The 18,783-nt window shown below is 40.0% G+C and carries 19 protein-coding genes; 7 read left to right on the top strand and 12 right to left on the bottom strand.

The features are described 5' to 3' along the window. Nucleotides 1-129: 129 nt before the first annotated feature. Together ACVHUV_RS08400 and ACVHUV_RS08395 are read right to left on the bottom strand one after the other, a co-directional pair. The gene (locus ACVHUV_RS08400; protein WP_462086713.1) at nucleotides 130-1,038 is read right to left on the bottom strand and encodes a M23 family metallopeptidase; all 909 of its coding nucleotides are present in this window, start codon (nucleotides 1,036-1,038) and stop codon (nucleotides 130-132) included. A gap of 297 nt (nucleotides 1,039-1,335) precedes the next feature. After that, a complete protein-coding gene (locus ACVHUV_RS08395) occupies nucleotides 1,336-3,456 on the bottom strand; it encodes a transglycosylase domain-containing protein (RefSeq protein WP_462086712.1) in 2,121 nt (706 codons plus the stop codon). Nucleotides 3,457-4,054: 598 nt separating this feature from the next. Between ACVHUV_RS08395 and ACVHUV_RS08390 the strand changes: the two genes are divergently transcribed. Then, complete coding sequence (locus tag ACVHUV_RS08390; protein WP_462086711.1) at nucleotides 4,055-4,426, top strand: VOC family protein; 372 nt, start codon at nucleotides 4,055-4,057, stop codon at nucleotides 4,424-4,426. Nucleotides 4,427-4,798: 372 nt separating this feature from the next. Further along, on the top strand, nucleotides 4,799-5,113 hold the full coding sequence (locus ACVHUV_RS08385) for a hypothetical protein (protein WP_317945410.1): 315 nt from the start codon (nucleotides 4,799-4,801) through the stop codon (nucleotides 5,111-5,113). A 151-nt stretch (nucleotides 5,114-5,264) separates the two neighbouring features. On the opposite strand, the gene ACVHUV_RS08380 is transcribed toward ACVHUV_RS08385, so the two are convergent. Both ACVHUV_RS08380 and ACVHUV_RS08375 read right to left on the bottom strand, forming a co-directional pair. Further along, entirely contained in the window at nucleotides 5,265-5,900 is a 636-nt protein-coding gene (locus tag ACVHUV_RS08380; protein ID WP_462086710.1) for a YdeJ family lipoprotein, read from the bottom strand. Nucleotides 5,901-5,988: 88 nt separating this feature from the next. After that, on the bottom strand, nucleotides 5,989-6,366 hold the full coding sequence (locus ACVHUV_RS08375; protein ID WP_462086709.1) for an iron chaperone: 378 nt from the start codon (nucleotides 6,364-6,366) through the stop codon (nucleotides 5,989-5,991). A 368-nt stretch (nucleotides 6,367-6,734) separates the two neighbouring features. Between ACVHUV_RS08375 and ACVHUV_RS08370 the strand changes: the two genes are divergently transcribed. The 3 genes from ACVHUV_RS08370 to ACVHUV_RS08360 all read left to right on the top strand — a co-directional run bounded on the left by ACVHUV_RS08370 (nucleotide 6,735) and on the right by ACVHUV_RS08360 (nucleotide 8,090). Further along, complete coding sequence (locus tag ACVHUV_RS08370) at nucleotides 6,735-7,118, top strand: CidA/LrgA family protein (RefSeq protein WP_462086708.1); 384 nt, start codon at nucleotides 6,735-6,737, stop codon at nucleotides 7,116-7,118. Further along, nucleotides 7,109-7,801 (top strand): LrgB family protein, encoded by a 693-nt coding sequence (locus tag ACVHUV_RS08365; RefSeq protein WP_462086707.1) that lies wholly within the window; start codon nucleotides 7,109-7,111, stop codon nucleotides 7,799-7,801. The genes ACVHUV_RS08370 and ACVHUV_RS08365 overlap by 10 nt, the downstream gene beginning before the upstream one ends. An 82-nt stretch (nucleotides 7,802-7,883) precedes the next feature. After that, nucleotides 7,884-8,090 carry a hypothetical protein gene (locus ACVHUV_RS08360; protein ID WP_317945424.1) on the top strand — a complete coding sequence of 69 codons (207 nt, stop codon included), beginning with the start codon at nucleotides 7,884-7,886 and terminating at the stop codon, nucleotides 8,088-8,090. A 459-nt stretch (nucleotides 8,091-8,549) separates the two neighbouring features. Here the strand turns inward: ACVHUV_RS08360 and ACVHUV_RS08355 are convergent, their stop codons facing one another. The 6 genes from ACVHUV_RS08355 to ACVHUV_RS08330 form a co-directional block, all read right to left on the bottom strand. Then, nucleotides 8,550-8,861, bottom strand: coding sequence for a hypothetical protein (locus ACVHUV_RS08355; RefSeq protein WP_462086706.1), 312 nt, complete (start codon nucleotides 8,859-8,861; stop codon nucleotides 8,550-8,552). Between the two features lie 201 nt (nucleotides 8,862-9,062). Beyond that, the gene (locus ACVHUV_RS08350) at nucleotides 9,063-9,191 is read right to left on the bottom strand and encodes a hypothetical protein (protein ID WP_462086705.1); all 129 of its coding nucleotides are present in this window, start codon (nucleotides 9,189-9,191) and stop codon (nucleotides 9,063-9,065) included. 309 nt (nucleotides 9,192-9,500) lie between these two features. After that, entirely contained in the window at nucleotides 9,501-10,163 is a 663-nt protein-coding gene (locus ACVHUV_RS08345; protein ID WP_462086704.1) for a hypothetical protein, read from the bottom strand. 279 nt (nucleotides 10,164-10,442) lie between these two features. Continuing rightward, nucleotides 10,443-11,699: a GNAT family N-acetyltransferase gene (locus tag ACVHUV_RS08340; RefSeq protein WP_462086703.1), complete on the bottom strand. Its 1,257-nt coding sequence runs from the start codon at nucleotides 11,697-11,699 to the stop codon at nucleotides 10,443-10,445. A gap of 176 nt (nucleotides 11,700-11,875) precedes the next feature. After that, nucleotides 11,876-12,244, bottom strand: coding sequence for a type II toxin-antitoxin system PemK/MazF family toxin (locus ACVHUV_RS08335; RefSeq protein WP_462086702.1), 369 nt, complete (start codon nucleotides 12,242-12,244; stop codon nucleotides 11,876-11,878). A gap of 3 nt (nucleotides 12,245-12,247) precedes the next feature. Continuing rightward, nucleotides 12,248-12,415, bottom strand: coding sequence for a hypothetical protein (locus ACVHUV_RS08330; RefSeq protein WP_462086701.1), 168 nt, complete (start codon nucleotides 12,413-12,415; stop codon nucleotides 12,248-12,250). Between the two features lie 535 nt (nucleotides 12,416-12,950). Between ACVHUV_RS08330 and ACVHUV_RS08325 the strand changes: the two genes are divergently transcribed. Then, nucleotides 12,951-14,756 carry a S9 family peptidase gene (locus tag ACVHUV_RS08325; RefSeq protein ID WP_462086700.1) on the top strand — a complete coding sequence of 602 codons (1,806 nt, stop codon included), beginning with the start codon at nucleotides 12,951-12,953 and terminating at the stop codon, nucleotides 14,754-14,756. A gap of 344 nt (nucleotides 14,757-15,100) precedes the next feature. Here the strand turns inward: ACVHUV_RS08325 and ACVHUV_RS08320 are convergent, their stop codons facing one another. Then, complete coding sequence (locus tag ACVHUV_RS08320; protein WP_317945440.1) at nucleotides 15,101-16,237, bottom strand: M24 family metallopeptidase; 1,137 nt, start codon at nucleotides 16,235-16,237, stop codon at nucleotides 15,101-15,103. Between the two features lie 18 nt (nucleotides 16,238-16,255). Beyond that, nucleotides 16,256-17,653, bottom strand: a complete 1,398-nt coding sequence (locus ACVHUV_RS08315) for a sodium:solute symporter family protein (RefSeq protein WP_317945441.1) — start codon at nucleotides 17,651-17,653, stop codon at nucleotides 16,256-16,258. Nucleotides 17,654-17,799: 146 nt separating this feature from the next. Between ACVHUV_RS08315 and ACVHUV_RS08310 the strand changes: the two genes are divergently transcribed. Beyond that, the gene (locus ACVHUV_RS08310) at nucleotides 17,800-18,675 is read left to right on the top strand and encodes a LysR family transcriptional regulator (RefSeq protein ID WP_462086699.1); all 876 of its coding nucleotides are present in this window, start codon (nucleotides 17,800-17,802) and stop codon (nucleotides 18,673-18,675) included. Nucleotides 18,676-18,783 lie beyond the last annotated feature (108 nt).

The following is an 18,783-nucleotide window of genomic DNA, read 5'->3' as shown; positions in this document are numbered from 1 at the left end:
TCTACATCTCTTTTGTTTGATTTACTGTCAACAATAGTGCTTCCATTTAACGTACGATACGTCAACAGCATTGCAAGCTTATTTGACAAACGCCCGCATAATCACTTCAACTGTATGGTAATCAAACCTTCACTTCCCCCCTGTCTTCACCAACTGATTCCTCACTAAAAACCTTCCGTCAAACGTCAGCGGCACCCCTTTGCCATCCAGTTCAGCATGGATATGCAAATGCGGTTCGCTTGTATTTCCCGAGTTGCCGACTTTCCCTAACAGCTGCCCGGTTGTCACTGTATCCCCTTTTGCGACAGCAACACTTCCTTCTTTCATATGCGCCATGTAGATTGTAGCGTCATGTTGCTCGCAAAAAAGTGCTACAAAATTACCTTCCGGATGTTCGCGATCCATTTTAGGAGGTGTCATGTCTTGAAGACCATCTCTCACTTCGCTTACTTTTCCATTGCACGGACTAAGCAGTTCATCACCGAAAATTTCGTATTTGGTTAACTCCTTCGGTTGAAGGCCATTTGCTCGTGTACCGATTTTGTTTAACTTTACAATATCGAGCGCATATTTCTGATCATCATATGCATGATGATAGTTCATCGACGTGTGATTTCCTCCATGACCAACATAATAAGTGCCCTCGTGCATCGGAAATGCTAGTTCAATCGCTTTGTCTTTGACTGAATAGCTGAAGATACTTGATACAGTAATTGCTCCAAAAAAGACAATGAGCACGATATTGAGACCCATTGTATTTGTACGTTTCATCGTATAATTTTCGCGAAACGGTAACGCATTGACCTTTTTCCATGAGAGGAAAAGCGCAACAACAAGCAAAATGACCAATAGATAACGGATATAATAGCCAATCCAGTCCCACGGCTGCGTATGGACTAGCCACGCGACCAACGCTACCGTTTTTACTGCATCGAGGAGCCATTCCAACTTCGTTTTATAGGTTGCTCTCGCTAACATCCAGATGGTAACTATCGGTAAAACGATGAGTATGAACAACATGAATAGACTAGTTACCAATGATTGATCTCCTTCCCCGATTCCTTCTCTCTTGTACGCTCTATTATTCATAAAGTTTCGTATTTTAACAGATTAAGTCCTTCGGAGGAGATTACTTTACAGTAGATGGCCTTTAGGCGAACGGTTTCCGTGAGCCTATAAAGTAACCCAAAAAGAGCGATAAAGCCAAATGCTTTATCGCTCATGAAGTGATCAGTAGGACGACTCGCTAAGAGCACGTGTGCTATGCCGCTTTGGTCTGGCAACAACTTATCAAAGCACCTCACATTCTTCATCGTCATGTACTATCGAAATTTTCTAATCCTCTTCCTCTTCCTCTTCTTCCTCTTTCTTTTTCTCCCGTTTCTTTTTTTCTCTCTCCTCTTTCTTCTCTCGCTTCTTCCTTTCCTTCTCTTCTTTCTTCTCCCGCTTTTTCCGTTCTTTTTCTTCTTTCTTTTCCTTTTTCTTCTTCTCTTTTTCTTGCTTTCGTTGTTGATTATCCTGCTGTTTCTCTAGCTCTTTTTTAGCTTTTGCGAGTAATGGTAAGTCGAATTGCTTGGTCGGCAATTCACTTTTTGATTTTGATAGGACTTCGGCGAAAATGGGCGGAGCTGTGAAACTACTCGTTGACGTTAAATAGTGGGTCGTATCCGTTTGATCATACCCGAGCCAAACTGCCCCAACAATGTCCGGTGTGTAACCGACAAACCAATGATCTTTTGACCCGTCCACGCCTTCGAATGGGAGCTGGGTCGTACCTGTTTTACCCGCTACGTCAACACCTGCAATTTGTGCTTTCTTTGCCGTACCTTCTTCGACTGCACCTTGCAGCATATACGTCATTTGCTGGGCAACTTCTGCTTCTGTCACTTCTACTGACTGTTCCTGCCACTTTCCAAGGACTTTGCCTTCTGAATCTTTTATTTCTACAATTGCATGAGCTTGTATCATAACGCCATCATTCGGAAATGCCGAAAAAGCTTGTGCCATTCGCAACGGTGATGTCCCTTTATGCAAGCCTCCTAAGGCGAGCCCTAGATTATGATCTTCTTCTGCCAAAGGAATGCCGAACCGTTCAACCGTGCGTACTCCATTTTCAATGCCAATTTGCTGCAACAGCCAGACGGGAGGGATGTTATACGAGTGAGCGACGGCATCGTACATGGTCACTTGCCCTCGATATTTGCGATCGAAATTTCTTGGGGAATACCCATCTATGTTGATCGGTTCGTCAACAAGCAAATCCGCCATTTGATAGCCCTCTTCCAACGCAGCTGTGTAGACGGCCAGAGGTTTTAACGTCGACCCCGGTTGCCGAATGAGCTCGGTCGCATGATTAAAGCGCCCATATGTGTACTCACCTCTCCCCCCGACCAATGCCGAAATGCCACCCGTTTTAGGATTCAAGAAAACCGACGCACTTTGCAGGAGTTGATCTGCCTGACTTTCGGGGAAATATTGGTCATCCGCATACACTTCTTCCAGCGCATCTTGAATGACGGGATTAATTTCCGTGTAAATATGTAACCCGCCAGCTAGCACTTCATTTTTCGTTAGTTTGTACGTGTGAATCGCCTCGTCAACAACCTGGTCAATATAATAGGGGTATTTCCCTTTATAATTTGTCATGGTTGCATCCGCTAAAACAATTTCTTGTCCAATCGCTTTATCGAACTCGGCTTGGCTAATGTATTTTTCACTTTTCATTAACGATAAAACAACATTGCGTCGTTCCACCGACTTCTCCAAGTTTTTATAAGGGGATAAATGAGTAGGCGCCTTAATTAATCCAGCTAACGTCGCACTTTCACTCAACGTTAACTCACTGACATCTTTCCCAAAATAGATGTGCGCAGCTCGTTGCACACCCCATGCCCCTTCACCGAAATAGATTTGGTTGAGGTAACGTTCCAGTATGTCATCTTTCGAATACGTTCGCTCAATCTTCTTTGAAAGAATCAATTCTTTAAACTTACGTGAATACGTCCGCTCCTGCGATAAAAACACATTCTTGGTGAGCTGTTGTGTAATGGTACTCCCACCTGCAACGACCTCACCTTCGAACAAGTTATTGATAAAAGCGCGTGCAACCCCGACATAATTAATCCCATGATGTTTGTAAAATCGCTGATCCTCCACAGAAATAACCGCTTCAATCAACTCTTTCGGAATGTCGTCCAGCGAAACTCCTTCTATATTGGAATGAGAGATTTTACTGACAACCTCCCCGTTTTGATCATAAATAAAAGTCGGTCTTGGTTCAGGTTCTTCTAGTTTACTCACATCACTCGTTGCAATTAATAGATTGATGATAATAACGCTACAAATCGTCGCAAGTAGAATTCCAGCGAATAAGATGCGGATAACCCTTTTCATGATCGTCCCTTTCTTTTCCGCCCTCTTGCGTTTTTGTTGCTGCTGATGCTCCGTTCTTTTCATCTAAATTCCACCTTCTTCATTACCTCTTGAACGTTTCAAAGTTTAGCATACCCGAAAGAAGAAACCTACTAACGGTCGGCAGGAAAATTGTGACATGTAGTGGACGGTGCTCATTCAGAGAAAGTATGATTCACGGTTGTAAGCGTGTCGAGTAGTTTCTTTGACTTGCACGGAATGATAAAATCGATTTATATGGCATTGCTGTATTGTCTACTAGCAAGCAAAACGCCAGACACCTGTTTGGAGGTGGCCGGCGTTTCAATGAATTTATTTCAAATTCTGTTTTCATTTATTGTCGAGATTTAGCTTGTACCCGGTAGGCTTTGTAACCAGATAATGTGACGGTGCCTGTGCATGGTTGAATTCAGTCAATTCACTACAATTGCATGTTTTATAAAAGACAAATGCGTATGTAGTAGATTCATCTTTTTTAGTTGTATAACTACACATTTGGGTTGAATAAACGTGAATGTTTCTTGCACAGGTACGGACACAACTAACAAAACTTATGCTAAACTATGATTACCTAAATTTTCCGTGTAATTAGAGGAAAGGGAATGGCGATTCGAAAATCCAACTCAAACGAGGAGTGAAAACAATGCGTCCATCATTCATCGATCAAGTACATTACATTCGAATTCCTGTAAAGGATTTGGAGGAATCTGTGCAATGGTATCGAGATGTATTAGGGTTTCAGTTACTAACCCATACGGAGGAACGTGCAATCGTAAAAGTAAATGAAGGACCTTTTTTACTAATTTTAGTTCCTACTAAGGATGAAACATTCTCACATTTCACCATTGAGAACGAACCCGAATTTAGCATCGGCTTTACAAGTCCAGAATTAGCTAAGTTTCACCAACACTTAACAGATCATCAAGTAAAGGTCGAGGCAATAAAAGAAGATAATGGCCATGCCTTTTTCCACTTTTACGACCCAAGTGGCAATAAACTGCAAGTTCACTGGTGAGAGTAAGATCATAAATCACCTGATTTACGGGTGCTTTACTTTACAGTACATTAACGAATGAGCCTGCATTATCGACTTTCTATGTCGTCGGTAAGTAAGCGCGAGTATTGTTCGGACTTCAACCATGGACTCCAACTTTCATGGAGCTATCTGAAAAGAATTTATCACGCCTGTTTGTATCCGTTGAATCATGTATTACGTTCACAAACATCTTCAACCTACTTCACTATTTATTGCACAGCTAATTATCACGCAAGTCTATAATATTTAAACAATCTTTACTTTTCACTTGAATTAAACTATAATTATTTTACATTTAAGTTGATATATAGGGAATATAGAACCACAACTCATTTAGATTGGAGGAAAACATTGACTATACTATCTTCTATCATCCTATTTTTAATCCCTGTCTTTTTGCTATTTTTATCGTTAACGTTTAGATATGCGAGTAAGGCAAAAGACGAGCAAGAGAAAAAAATCCTTTTGAAATCTTATCAGTATTCGGCGGCCGTCTTCCCAATTGGATGGTTACTCATAGAAATTTATTATCGTTTCTTTGATAATATCACTATAGACGTTTACAGGGATTATATGATTTTATTAATTTACATCATGTTTATTGCTCAAGGGGTAAGTATTTTACTACTCAAAAGAAGAAATCCAAGCAATGTTGAGGCAAGATAAACGTACATTTTCCTAAGAAGACCGGGTAAACGAACATCCAGTCGACCCACCAGATGTCCGCATGAAGTGCGGTCCATCATTGCACGAATGAATAACTACCTTGCTTACTGGCCAGTTAGCAAGGTAGTTACTTTTTTTTCTTTAAACGCATCTAATTTTGCTGCACATTTATCAATTTGATTAGCGCTATCACTTTTTCATCCTCGTGTGGATCAATAGACACCAGTTTGGTATTTTTGATTAAATCTCTGTAAAAATCTTCGCCAGCAGGATAGTTTCCATCCCATCTTAATGGAACATTATAAACAGTAATTGTACCATCGCCATTTCCACTGTACGTAACGGAACCATCTACTAAGCGGCTCCCCGCTAACTGAATAACGTCTTCTGGGTAGTCAGCACTCGTATCATCATCATCAGGGTTTATCGGTTCGCCAGCTGGAATATGGCGAACATTTAATTCATCGATATCCTGATTCGGTCCAAGTTGTAGCCAAACACGCGCGTATTCAATGTGTTCATTCGAATACTGAGAAAGTGGATTTACACTTTCATTCTTTTGCGTTTTCTGTTCACTCGCATTTTGCTCTGAACTTGTAGTATCCAGTTCTTCATCGTCAGCGCTCGCAGAAGCATCGACCGAACCATCATTGTTGCCTTCCACTGCACCAGACTTTGACGGATTTGCTTCGATTGGCGCCTCGTTTGAGGTATTGGCACATGCTGACGTTCCTACCAACACAATTGCTAATAAGGTTACGATGCTCATTAATTTATTTTTCTTCACTATACAAACTCCATTTTCCTGTTTTTTCATGTAACGAAAAAGTTCACATACTAAAAACTATCAATGTATCCTGACAAAGTCTTGCCCATCAACAATCCGTATCCTCCCCAGCACGCCACATATCAATCGTTTTGTGGATAAACTGCTCCAATCCGGTATTTTCCATCTTAATCGTCTTCTTCACACGAATGCAGCCCTTACCATAATTATAACCCGCTAATAAAGTTTCAGAGTTTTCCACTTTCTCGACGGTCCCAACATAAAGGCTTACATAATGCTTCTGCGCGTTAAGAGCAAAGATATAGTGATCGTCTTTCCCGTAATTCAACATCTTATAGCGAATCACTTCCTCCAATTCAGGGGCATACTCCAAAATCATGTGCCGAATCGCAAGCAGCTTCTCTTTCCGCCAATCTTCTTCCAGCATCTCGATATATTCTTCATAATTTTTCGCGTCATATTGCATAGTTTATTGTCGCTCCTATCTGATTCTATTTTCTACTATTAATTGTAATATTTTGTTAGGCATCTGCATGAAATTAATTCAGTTCATACACTACAATTGCATGTTAATACAAATGAGAAGTTATAGAGATTAATCTAATTGATTTGTTCCGAATAACCATACATATTGGTTGAATAAACATGAATGTTTCTCACACAGGCACCGACACATTTTCATACCGCCACAGACATTCGTATCATTGAACCTCACACTTACTAGTGATATAATCTCTAAATCCTTGCTACTACATTCACTTCATGCAAATAACCATACAAGGAACAACTCTTATACAGAAAGAAGGAAGTTGTCTCTTTAGAGACAGTGTAAAGATGAAAGTTATACGTATTTGCCTACAAATCGGCATACTTTTCATATTTTCTTATATCGGTACTATTATCCAAAACCTTTTTCATCTCATTATTCCAGGGAGCATCATCGGGTTAATCCTATTATTCATTTGCCTAACCTTGAAGGTGATTCCTGTTGAATTGATTGAAGATGGTGCAGGGTTTTTACTTGGTATTTTAACGCTTTTGTTCGTCCCGATGACGGTCGGCATCATGAACTACCCTTCCCTGCTATCGTGGCAAGGATTGCTGCTACTTGGAATTGTCGTAGTAAGTACGGCGATTACAATCGTTATCTCAGGTATTTTCACCCAACGTTTGGAGAAAAGGACAGAAAAGAAGAAGGAGGCATCCGAATGCAACTAATCCTATTCGCAGCACTCATGATTCTGTTAACAGTCATCAGTTATTTTTTTATGACAAAACTTTATAGTCGATTCCACTACTCATTTTTACTTCCTGTGTTGACATCGACAATATTAATTATCGTTATCCTTGTTGCCTTTCAAATCCCTTACGAAAGCTATATGCAGGGCGGTCAATGGATCAATTCGCTACTTGGACCGGCAGTTGTAGCACTTGCCTATCCGCTTTATAAGCAACGAAGGTTCTTGCGTAAGCATGCAGTGGTTATCTTTGTCAGTGTCACTTTCGCTGGAACGATCGGAATGCTGAGCGTCGCCATTCTTGCTAAAGTAACAAACTTGGGCCATACATTGAGTCTTTCCATCCTTCCCAAATCCGTCACGACACCTGTTGCAATCGCAATTACAGATGGGATAGGCGGCAATGCTTCGATGGCAGTCGTCGCCGTCATGATTGCCGGCATATTCGGTTCAATCTTAGCGCCTCTCCTTTTAAATTGGGCGAAAGTGCATAGCCCGGTTGGAAGGGGAATCGCTCTCGGAAGCGCCTCGCACGCACTCGGAACAGCAAAAGCTGTCGAATATGGAGAGCTGGCATTTTCCATGGGCTCCGTCTCCATGTCACTCAATGCCCTGCTGAGCTCCATACTGGCACCACTAATTGCTTGGATCTTGCTTAGATGAAAAAACGATGTCTTAACCTTGTTGTTGATAATACTGCAAAAGATTTGATCTTTTCCTAACTGCAAAAAAAGGTGGCAATAACATGACAGGTAAGTCACTAGCGGATTACCAAAAAGAATATGAACGAATCATTTTTTTCGACCAACCGAAAAAGGATATACTGTTAGCCGGTCTAAAAGCCGAAATGGAAAAACAATTCAAGCTTCCTACGCGAAGCAAGGAATGGAAAAACGAAAACCAAAAAGTCATAGCGATGTACCGAAAAATCTGTATCACGCGAATGCTGTGAAGATCGGACAAAGAAACCGTAAATTTGCCGAATAGCAAACAGCTTCTCTTTCCGCCAATAATCTTCCAGCATTTCGGTATATTCTTCCTAATTTTTCGCGTCATATTGCATGGTTGATTGTCGCTCGTATCTGATTCGATTAATTACGATTCATAGTGAGATAAGCAATGGTCCATACGATAAATACAAAAGATGTTGTCATTAAAAATGTATTTAAAGTAGTAGTTTGGTCGTTCTTTGCTTTTTTTATGATGGCTACTAGGTTAAGACAAAAAACAATTGCTAATATCGGCATGAAATAATAGCCAATATCGGAAAAAAGCGATTCCATGTCTTCACTTCACCTCCACAATAAGAATATCAAATCTATTATACTTGCTTCTTCATTCTATCAGTCACCGTCATATGTTTAAACGGCTTTCCGACATCGTAAGCGTGATTACATCAAACATTTATCATTTAGAATTCATATACAAACGCAGTCTGCTGTTCCGCCAACAGCTGCCGTTCATTCTTGACGACATTGTGGTAATCAATCTCCAAATAATAAATAGCCTTGCTCAGATTGTCATAAAAAAACGGGACAAATTCCAAATCACGAAAGACAAATACACCAATGTGATCCGCTTGTTTTTTAAATGCTTCCGTGATGCGGTGGTTTCCATTAATACAATAAGGTTTTCCCTCAGTTACATATTGACTTTGAAGAACCATGATAGGATTTTTGTGGTTTGTTTTTATGTTGCTCGTGTCTGTGTTGACATTGCCCACATCCACCGACTCTATAACCGATGAAGGCTGAAACATGAACGGTTTAAGCTGATTCCTCTTAATTATTGAAGTAGCCTCGTCAATATCCAGCGCATACTCAAAGATCCCAGACGGAAACTCAGCAAACAGCGAAAATGTCTCCCGCCCGATCGGGTGAACTACCGGATATACTTCGTCTTTAAGCTGCTCGACAATGTCTTTTCAGCGATTAGCAACATCTGCTCCTTCACTCGATGCCTGCTCCATTTCTTGAATCCTTCCTTGCATATGTTTCATAGGTTGAAATTTCAGTGACTCTTTTTCATAGTACGGAATTTTGCTTAGTTCCATGAGTAACACCCCTCTCACTTACCTATCCTATCAGATTGGACAATCATTCATCACACGAGGAACAGTAGTGACATCGCTACTGCAAATGGATTACCTTTTGCTTTTAAACAGTACGAACGATTTAACAACGGCAAATGGGAAAAAGTAAATAATGGAATTCCGACAAATAAAGATCGAATAAGATTTTAAAAATAAAAAATCCACATGAATGGGGTTAAAAAAAAGGATAAAGCATTCACTTTACCCTTTTTCATTCGGCGTGCACGCAAATGGATAGTATTGATAAAACGTGCTTTGTTGGTGAAATAATTATTGCATATGAATCGATTTTCGTAAGTCTTCTAAGAGTGGGTTCATCGCATCTGCACCTTCTACTTGATATTGAAAAGTAACCACGAGTGCATGTTCATCAATCTCATATGCAACAAATCCTGTCATTGGATGATCGCCATATAATTGTGTTTTTCCTATCAAACCATTTTCTTCAACCGGCGTGCTTTTCAATTCATAACCGTCTTCAAAACTTTCTTCATATCCTTCGCTTTCAAATCTTTCTTGCAGGTTCGATACAGCTTTTTCGAGATTTGTGTGTTCGATTATTTCTAATGTAATCTTATAGCCAGAGTTTTGAGATGTGTAATATATTTGGTTGTTGACCACTTCAGGAACACCAAATACCTCGTCTAATTGATAGGCAATCCCATATGGTGTTATATGATAATTAATAACATTAATCTCCTGATCCTGACCTTCAGTCTTTCTACTAATTGTTTCTGTAGAGCCTGTATGAATTTCCATGCTGGATTCATTCTCTTCAACCACATCATCTTTTGAATTCGATTGATTTTTATCATTTTCTGGAATTTCTTTTTCCACTTCTTCTTCAAGATTATTATTTGTTTGATTAACCTCGTTACTACATGCTGCAATTAATCCAATTATCGCAAGAATGCCTAGCAGCTTTTTCACCATTCGTCTTACACCTCCTTTACGTAAAATAGCACTTCAAACTACTTTCCATGATTTTCAGGACTGCTTACCTTGATTTGTCGATACATACATATTAAGTTAATTATACGATAATTACGACGACTTTGAAAGATATATCTTGCTATCACAAAAAGAAGCACAGATTCTCGAAGGTAAGAATTTGTGCTTCACTGCTTATAAATGAGGTAACAGGCAATAACTTTCCGGAAAAGGTGAGTATGGTTTGCTGGAAGGTATGGAACTAGGATGTTCACAGCTTCTTCAAAACGAAGTCAAACAAACAGGTTTCACTTCAGGCTTAAACCATCGATCCAACTGCCTAGCCGACAATTTATCCACATTCACTTTTCCATAGTGAACTAGCTGTTCCATGCTGACACACCCCATCCACCACGAACTTAAATCTGAAATCGCAATGCTCAAATCGACTTCTTCCAAAGAATCTGATGACTTTTCTATGCTCCAACGATCTTGGCTGAATGACAAATGGTAACTCCCATTTTGCTGGGGAATAAATGTATCTTGGACGAACAAAGAAATCGTTGCAGGGTGATCAGGTCGCTCCAAGGAATGAAAATTAGTTTGCTGGACAAATGACTCGATCGAGCTGATTCTATACATGAGCCCAATGCCAACCGTTCCGATTTCATGATAAACACTCGGAATCAGATGATTGCTATCGTTTCGGGGATCTTCCAGTTGATAAATGAGTGACTCGTCATGCGTCCGAACGATGACACGTTCGACTTGATCCTGTTGTGAATGAATCCACGCACACAAGTCCATGAAAGCACTTGGCTTCGTCCATACCCACTCAAAAATCGTCATCTCATGATGTAGAAAATGACTATCTTTCACAGGCAGCAATGCATAGGCAAGCGCGCCAACCAACTCATCGCCTTCATAAACACCCGCATAATATGTCGCTTTTTTCTTAATCAAATTCCGTTCATGCCAAGTCCGTTCAATCATGCCATGATGCAGCGATGCGAATTTATTGTACACGGCAACAATCTCTTCCTCATTTTCGGGAGACAGCATGATCACTTTTTTTCGATCGCCACTGCTCGGAAAACTTGCAGGCTTCAGTTTATATTGATAGCGTGTCGGTCCATACCCGTACCCCATCTTTTGATAAAAAGTCGTGTTGAATGGGTAAAGCGCTACGATCCCGACATTTTCACTTCTAGCCACCTCATGAAAATGCTGCAGCAATCGTTTCGCAATTCCTTCTTTTTTATGGAAAAAGTGCACGCCTACAGTGCCGATTCCCCAGACACGAACAATCTTCCCATTTACATTCCCTTGAAGATCATGAAGTTTGTATGTGCCTACTAACTCGTTTTGTTCAGTAAATAGCCCGTAGAAGCTTAAGTTATTTTCGGTTTCAATTTCCAAGTTGAGTCGTTCAATAAATGCTTGTTGAGCTTCCTCACCCGCGATTTGCATCCCTGGATAAGCCATCGCGAGTAGTGTGGCAGCTTGTTTCGTATTTCTTTTAGTTAATAAACGGATCATGTTAATCCCCCTTTTCAAAGATTATAGGGGTTAGAGTTGTGTGAGTAAACTGCATCCACAATCTCCACGGACGAAAAATTGTGCTTGATTTAGTGTTGGGTTTGGCTATTGACGCTTGTTTACTTTAGGATAATAATGTTATTAATCTACAAAACAAAAGCACCCATGGAGGATGCTTACCAAGGTTCTTCATCTGAATTGATAAATTCTTTTATTTTTGATTGAGCATTATTCAAATCAACCCTAGCCATTTCACCAATATAATCTTCAGAAATAAATGCTGTTTTGTCCACACTAGCTATACAATTTGCCTTAACATAAGATTCCTTGTACAACCCCGCATCACGCCATCTAAAAATAGGAGATTTCCATTTATCATACTTACCATCAAAGTCCTCTATCTCTGATGTAGTAATTGTTGCAAAAGCTGCTATTAGAAAACGTTCATCTTCAAATGCCCAGACAACTACTGGTCTCCTATCATGTTCGTTATTTCTAGGATTAATATAATTTAACCAGAAGATATCGCCAATTTTTAATTCCATTAATTACTTTTCGAACTCCTCAAACCATTTCTTTTGAAGAGGATCATTAAGGTCTATTTTAACTTTGCCGTCAACCACTTCAATCCGGGGAACTTTTGAATTGTATTTTTTAGCATCAACAATCAACTTATCGTCTGTATCTTTATACACTTCTTTGATATTTATTGCCATATCTTTCCCCTCCCGATTGCACACACATATCACATCCTTTTACGTATGTATATGTGCAAGCCTGTCTATTAATTACGTCAATTATACCATAGCTTTGATGAAAATGTTTGTTTTTCCCTTTCCACTTGTATACCCTTTTCGCAATTACTAATGTCAAATTAAACCGGCTGTTTGCCAAGCCGCGGGAAATCGGAGACAGAATTCATGAATAAACCTGTATTCAAAAAAAGAAGCATGAATCTCCTAAGTGGACAATCATGCTTCTTTTCGATGGTAGCTTACGTTACAGAAGCTAGGTTGTTGTTTTATTAGTAGTTTGGTCTATAAAGAATATGCTTGTTTTCCGATAACACTATACTTCAACTTGTAAAAATAGTGATAGATGGCTTTGTATAATTACTATCTTGCCTTGCTGGTTAATATTATTTCCCATGTTCATTAAATATTAGGTTATTTTTTCAATAATATTTGTTTAAACAGTCGAAATACTATAAAATTTTAAGTGGGTGTATGGAAAAAGGAAGGGGCTAAAGAAATGATTCGTGTGAAGAAGAAGTATTCGATTGAGCAATTTGTGAATTGCGAGAGTTTGATAGGGGTATCGATTTCTCCTGATGATGGAAAAATTCTAGTAGGCAGTAACCGTTCGGGTGTGTACAATACGTATGCGTTTTCCCGTTCGGGCGACAAGGTCGAGCAGCTGACAAGCTCAGATGACAATTTTATTATTCCGAAGGGGTATTTCCCGGATGGCCGCAAGTTTCTGTTCAGCAGCGACCAAGGTGGGAATGAAATTACGCATCTGTATATGCAAAAGGAAGATGGAAAACAGATCGATTTGACACCTGGTACAGAAGAGAAAGCCGAGTTTCATCGATGGAGTCTGGATGAGAACTCCTTTTTCTATGAATCCAATAAGCGCGATCCTCGGTATATGGATTTGTATGAAATGAATATCGACACATTGGAACCGACTTTGCTGTTTACAAATGAAGACGGTTATTACGTTGCCGCGATTTCTCATGACAAAAAATACGTTGCGTTACACAAGCCACGGACAGCAAATGATTCCGATATGATTATTTATACGAAAGAAGACGGCGTGAAGTACATGTCAGAACATGACGGCGACGTTCACTATCAACCTGTCGCATTCGATTTGGATTCCAAATTCTTATACTTTTTAACGGACGAAGAGCATGAGTTCTTATACTTGAAGCGGCTTTGTTTAACTTCCGGCAAGACAGAAGTTGTAGCGAAAGAAGACTGGGGAATTGTAGCCGCTCGTTTCTCTCCTACTCATAAATACTTGTATTACTATGTAAATCATGACGGAAAAACGGAAGTAAAGGTGCTAGAAACAGCAACAGGCAAAGCGGTTGAAATTACTGATTTTCCTGAAGGGCAAATTAGCGGTTTAGCCATTTCAAAGAGTGAGAAATATATGGTGTTTTTAGTAAACCGGTCAACAGCTCCTGCAAACTTGTATGTATATGAGTTTGAATCAAAAACGCTAAATTGCTTAACAAACACACTGAACCCTGAAATTGACGAGAACGATTTAGTCCATGCAAAAGTTGTTCACTTCCCTTCTTTCGACGGCCTTGACATACCTGCCATTTACTATGAACCACACTTGGAAGACGGAGAAAAAGCACCTGCGCTCATCTGGGTACACGGCGGACCTGGTGGCCAATCGACCGTCGATTTCAATCCGATGATCCAGTATTTGGTCAATCACGGGTATGCTGTACTCGCTGTGAACAACCGAGGGAGTTCAGGATATGGGAAGACTTTTTTCAAGGCAGCTGACTTAAAGCACGGCGATGTCGACCTAGCGGATTGTATTGAGGGGAAGACATTCTTAACTGAAACCGGCAAAATCGATGAAAACCGGATTGGCATCATCGGCGGAAGTTACGGCGGCTACATGACACTTGCAGCCCTCACCTTCCAACCGGATGCATTCAATGTCGGCGTTAACATATTCGGCGTATCCAACTGGGAACGCACACTAAAAAGCATTCCGCCATGGTGGGAAGCAAGTCGTGACCTGCTCTACAAAAAAATCGGCGATCCCTACACACAAACGGACTACATCCGCAGCATCTCGCCACTCTTTTATGCCGAAAACATCAACAAACCACTCATCGTCCTACAAGGCGCAAACGACCCACGCGTCCTACAAGCCGAGTCCGACGACATTGTAGAAAAAGTGAAAGAAAACGGCGTACCAGTGGAGTATATTATTTTTGAAGATGAAGGGCATGGATTTACGAAGCGGGAGAATCAGGTTACTGGGTTTCGTGCTATACGGGAGTTTTTGGATCGGTATTTGTGAGGGGTGTTTAGTTAAATTCCGTGTATTTTGTCCAAATAGTTCAAAAATGAGTTGCAGAGGCTGAAATTAGAGGCAGTAAGACATTCGAATCACGCGCACTTGTGCTGCGTATCAGTGAAAATATGACAAATATACTTTACTAGAAAATTTGAACAATAGATTTAAAATATGAAAAATAACAGGTACCTGTGTGTTGAAATTAATTTAGTTAATTAATCGCATGTACGTACACAGGTACCTGTTTTTTGGTAAATATTAGGTTTATTAATCTCTTACGTATAACCATTTGTTTTGGTTAAATTAACACGAATGTTCCTCACACCGACACACTACCATTCTATATATCACCGCTTTTCGATTATCAATTCTTCTATTGAATAAGGATACTGTGTGATCAATTCAGTTCCTTTATCCGAAAGTATGACTGTATCTGAGTGACGGAACCCGCCAATGCCAGGAACATAAATACCTGGTTCAACACAGAAGACCATTCCTTTTTGTAGGACTAGTTCATTGTCAAAACGTAGAGATGGCTCCTCGTGTAAACCAATTCCAATTCCATGGCCAGTCCGGTGTTTCATATATTTCTCGTATCCCGCATCTGCAATGATCTGTCGTGCGATTTCGTTTACCTCACTGGCTCTCATACCTATTTTAATTTCCTCTAAGGCTTTCAATTGTGCTTCGACGGCAACAGAAAATACTTTCCTTTGCTCAGCTGTCGGCTCTCCAATGAAGAAGGTTCTTTCGCACTCTGCCCGATATCCATTGAAACCAACTTGTCTACTATGGATAATAATATCGTTATTTTCTAGTTTTCTAGTATTGGAGAATACATGTGGCATATTTGTCCGTTTGACGCCTGAAGGAGACATGACAAAAAAATCTAACGTCGAGTTCGGATGTGTCCTGGCCACTTCATCGAAAAGAGCAGAATTCCCATATTGGTCCAATTCAATTTCTGTTATTCCAGCCTTCGCGTTTTCAAGAGAGTGTTTTAACGCTAAGCTGACAAGTCTACCTGATTCTTTAATAAGATTGAGTTCCACATCATCTTTGATAAACCTTTTTTCAGCGATGTATGAATCCACATTGAGTAACGTAAAACCTTTATCGGCTAAAATGTTTCGTAATATAACTGGACAGGATGAATATTCGATTCCAATACGAGCATTTGGGGAGAACTGGGCAAGCATCTGTACGAAGTAATCTAGGTAGGATTCCCCTCTACTCGACTCCAATTTTGTTTCATGATACACATACAATTTATCAACATCAGTCTTGTCTTTAGCATGTTCCTCCTCTAAAGAGGGGATAATTAAATGCGTTTCATTTTGATCGATACCAAGAACAATGGGACGCGAATATGTGATTGCTTTTAGTCCTGAATAGTAGAATTGGTTCTCGAAGTTCATAATGATCGCAGCGTCAATTCCTATTGAAGAAAAGTCGCTCCGAAGTGTCTGAATTCTGTGGTTCATGAAATCATCCTTTCTAAATTAAATGGAAACGTTGTACTGCTTTTGTTTAGTCGCTAAAGTAACAATGATTAACACAATAATAGCTATTGGAATGGAAATTATAGCACTATTAATGCTGAATGGATTTCCTGCAAGCTCCCACCCTAATGTTGTCGCAATCCCTACTAACATAGAAGCGATTCCAGCCTGCTTCGTGACACTTGGCCATATTAAAACAGCGAGTAGTGCAGGCGTAATACCAGCACCATAAACCGTATAAGAATACATCTGTATTGAAAGCACAGATGGGAAGAAAGTTGTTAATACATATGCAATGATTCCGAGTACCGGGATCAGTACCTTTGTAAAAATCAATTTTTGTTTATCATTTGCATTCTTATTAATGTACTTTCCGTATATGTCGTATGTGATATTCGTTGAAGCTGATAACAAGTACGAGTTCCCAGTTGTGACAATGAAGGCGGTAACGGCAGATATTAACAAGCCACCTACAAATGTCGGTATAACAAGCGTTGTAGCTATTAGGGCCATTCCCGGATCGATCTCTGGAAAAATCGCTCGTGCGCTAAAAGCGATGACAGCGACTAGAGGAGTTGAAATTAGCATGCCAATAATCCAGCCAGCTGTACCGACTTTTGTTGTGCTGTCACTTTTCGAAGCAGCAATCCGCTGATACATATTTTGATCCCCAAGCAAGAGGAACAGGACTGGGATATAGAATCCTAGAAATTGAAGTGGTGTCAGACTCCCTAATAAATCTAAATTTTCACTAGGTACTGTAGCTATAATCTCATCCCAGCCCCCTCCAACTGAAATGACGATAGGCACTGCAACAATCAAACCAATCAAGACCAAAAATGCGCTAAATGCATCAGTAGGCGCAACAGACATCAGTCCGCCAATCGTAGCAAGGAAGATAATAATAACCGCGCCTATTAGTGTACCGGTTTCTACAGAAACACCTGTAGATACGTGAAGGATGAAACCGACCCCTTTAAATTGATAGGAAACAATTCCGACATAAGCCAAGATAATGATAATAGCGGCTGCCATGCTTGCAAATTTCCCATATTTCACTTCAAGAATTTCTGAAATTGTGTACTTGCCGTAATTCCTGATTTTAGATGACATCAAAAACAGAACAAAAATCCCAATTAAAGACGGCAACACATATCCTACGGCTGGCCAGAGACCATAAGAATACGCAAGAGAATTAGGTCCTCCAGTGACCGTCCCACTGCCGACCCATGTCGCTAGCAATGTCCCCATCAAAACGACAGGTCCTAGCGATTTTCCTGCCAAAATGAAATCATCACTTGTTGATACTTTTTTGGAATACATAATCCCCAGAACAATCATGAAGACGCCATACCCGATCACATACCATAATAAATTCGGGTTAAATTCCATTTCCATTACATGCCCCCCTTTGTATGCGCTTCCATATAATAATAATGGATTGCGTACTATTCATAAAACTTAGTTTACGGTATACTAATAAATATTACCAATACGATTTTTGTTAACTACTAATATGTAAAAAGAATTAATAGGAGAAAATGATGGAAATTCGACAACTAATGTATTTCATTGCAGTAGCAGAGGAGCTTCATTTTGGAAGAGCGGCTAAGAGACTAGGTATGACACAGCCACCTCTTAGTCAACAAATCTTTAAATTAGAGGAATATTTGGAAGTGAAACTGTTTCACCGTACGAAGCGGAAAGTAGTTCTGACAGAAGCGGGTCACTATTTTTACAAGGAATCCGTAAAAATCAATCGTAACTTGCATTCAATCATACAAAATACGAAACTGATAGATAATGGAATGTTAGGAACCTTAAAGATTGGATTTGGTCCTGACTATGGGACGTTGACCAAAATTCTAAAAATTTATGAACAGCACCATCCTAATGTTCAATTGCAATTGGAACAAATGCCAACAGCAGAACAATTAATGGCACTTGAGAAAAAAGAAATTCATATCGGGCTACTTCCTGGACCAATCAAAAAGAAGAACATTGAGTCGAATGTGGTAGCGGAGTATCCATACAAGGTGGCTCTCCCTATTAGCCATCCGTTAGCCAAAGAAGTCTTAGGAATCGATTTACAGCAAGTGAAAGATGAAAACTTCATCATGACACCACGAGAAATCGGTCCGGCTTATTACGACACTATTATTAATATCTGCAATACTGCAGGCTTCCATCCGCACATCAGCAAAAGGACACATGAACTACAGACCATCATCCCGCTAATCGCAGCCAATATGGGCATTGCGATAGTTCCTGAGCTGGTCAACTACTTCAACCGAGAAGAAGTAGTATTCCTCCCTATAAAAAACTGTGATATTACTATGAAGAACTGCATTGCCTGGAATGTAGAAGCCCGTTCACCGATGATTGATCTGTTTATTGAACTTGTTAAAAGTATCAAGTGATTATGAGAAAGATAAGCTTTAATAGAGTGCCGCATGTAGAGGTAGTTAAAACAAGGCAGCTAATTTCCACTAGAGAAAAAGATATTGTCCAGAAGTCTGTCCTCTGTA

The organism is Sporosarcina saromensis (assembly GCF_054901285.1).
Note: the sequence above shows the minus strand (reverse complement) of the source record. Positions and strands in the feature narration are given on the sequence as shown.

Coding starts and splice junctions, on each gene's coding strand:
- ACVHUV_RS08360 (WP_317945424.1), top strand. CDS start 7,884: ATGACAGGTAAGTCACTAGCGGATTACCAAAAAGAATATGAACGAATC.
- ACVHUV_RS08340 (WP_462086703.1), bottom strand. CDS start 11,699: ATGATCCGTTTATTAACTAAAAGAAATACGAAACAAGCTGCCACACTA.
- ACVHUV_RS08390 (WP_462086711.1), top strand. CDS start 4,055: ATGCGTCCATCATTCATCGATCAAGTACATTACATTCGAATTCCTGTA.
- ACVHUV_RS08320 (WP_317945440.1), bottom strand. CDS start 16,237: ATGAACCACAGAATTCAGACACTTCGGAGCGACTTTTCTTCAATAGGA.
- ACVHUV_RS08325 (WP_462086700.1), top strand. CDS start 12,951: ATGATTCGTGTGAAGAAGAAGTATTCGATTGAGCAATTTGTGAATTGC.
- ACVHUV_RS08315 (WP_317945441.1), bottom strand. CDS start 17,653: ATGGAAATGGAATTTAACCCGAATTTATTATGGTATGTGATCGGGTAT.
- ACVHUV_RS08395 (WP_462086712.1), bottom strand. CDS start 3,456: ATGAAAAGAACGGAGCATCAGCAGCAACAAAAACGCAAGAGGGCGGAA.
- ACVHUV_RS08375 (WP_462086709.1), bottom strand. CDS start 6,366: ATGCAATATGACGCGAAAAATTATGAAGAATATATCGAGATGCTGGAA.
- ACVHUV_RS08345 (WP_462086704.1), bottom strand. CDS start 10,163: ATGGTGAAAAAGCTGCTAGGCATTCTTGCGATAATTGGATTAATTGCA.
- ACVHUV_RS08350 (WP_462086705.1), bottom strand. CDS start 9,191: ATGGAACTAAGCAAAATTCCGTACTATGAAAAAGAGTCACTGAAATTT.
- ACVHUV_RS08335 (WP_462086702.1), bottom strand. CDS start 12,244: ATGGAATTAAAAATTGGCGATATCTTCTGGTTAAATTATATTAATCCT.
- ACVHUV_RS08370 (WP_462086708.1), top strand. CDS start 6,735: ATGAAAGTTATACGTATTTGCCTACAAATCGGCATACTTTTCATATTT.
- ACVHUV_RS08365 (WP_462086707.1), top strand. CDS start 7,109: ATGCAACTAATCCTATTCGCAGCACTCATGATTCTGTTAACAGTCATC.
- ACVHUV_RS08330 (WP_462086701.1), bottom strand. CDS start 12,415: ATGGCAATAAATATCAAAGAAGTGTATAAAGATACAGACGATAAGTTG.
- ACVHUV_RS08310 (WP_462086699.1), top strand. CDS start 17,800: ATGGAAATTCGACAACTAATGTATTTCATTGCAGTAGCAGAGGAGCTT.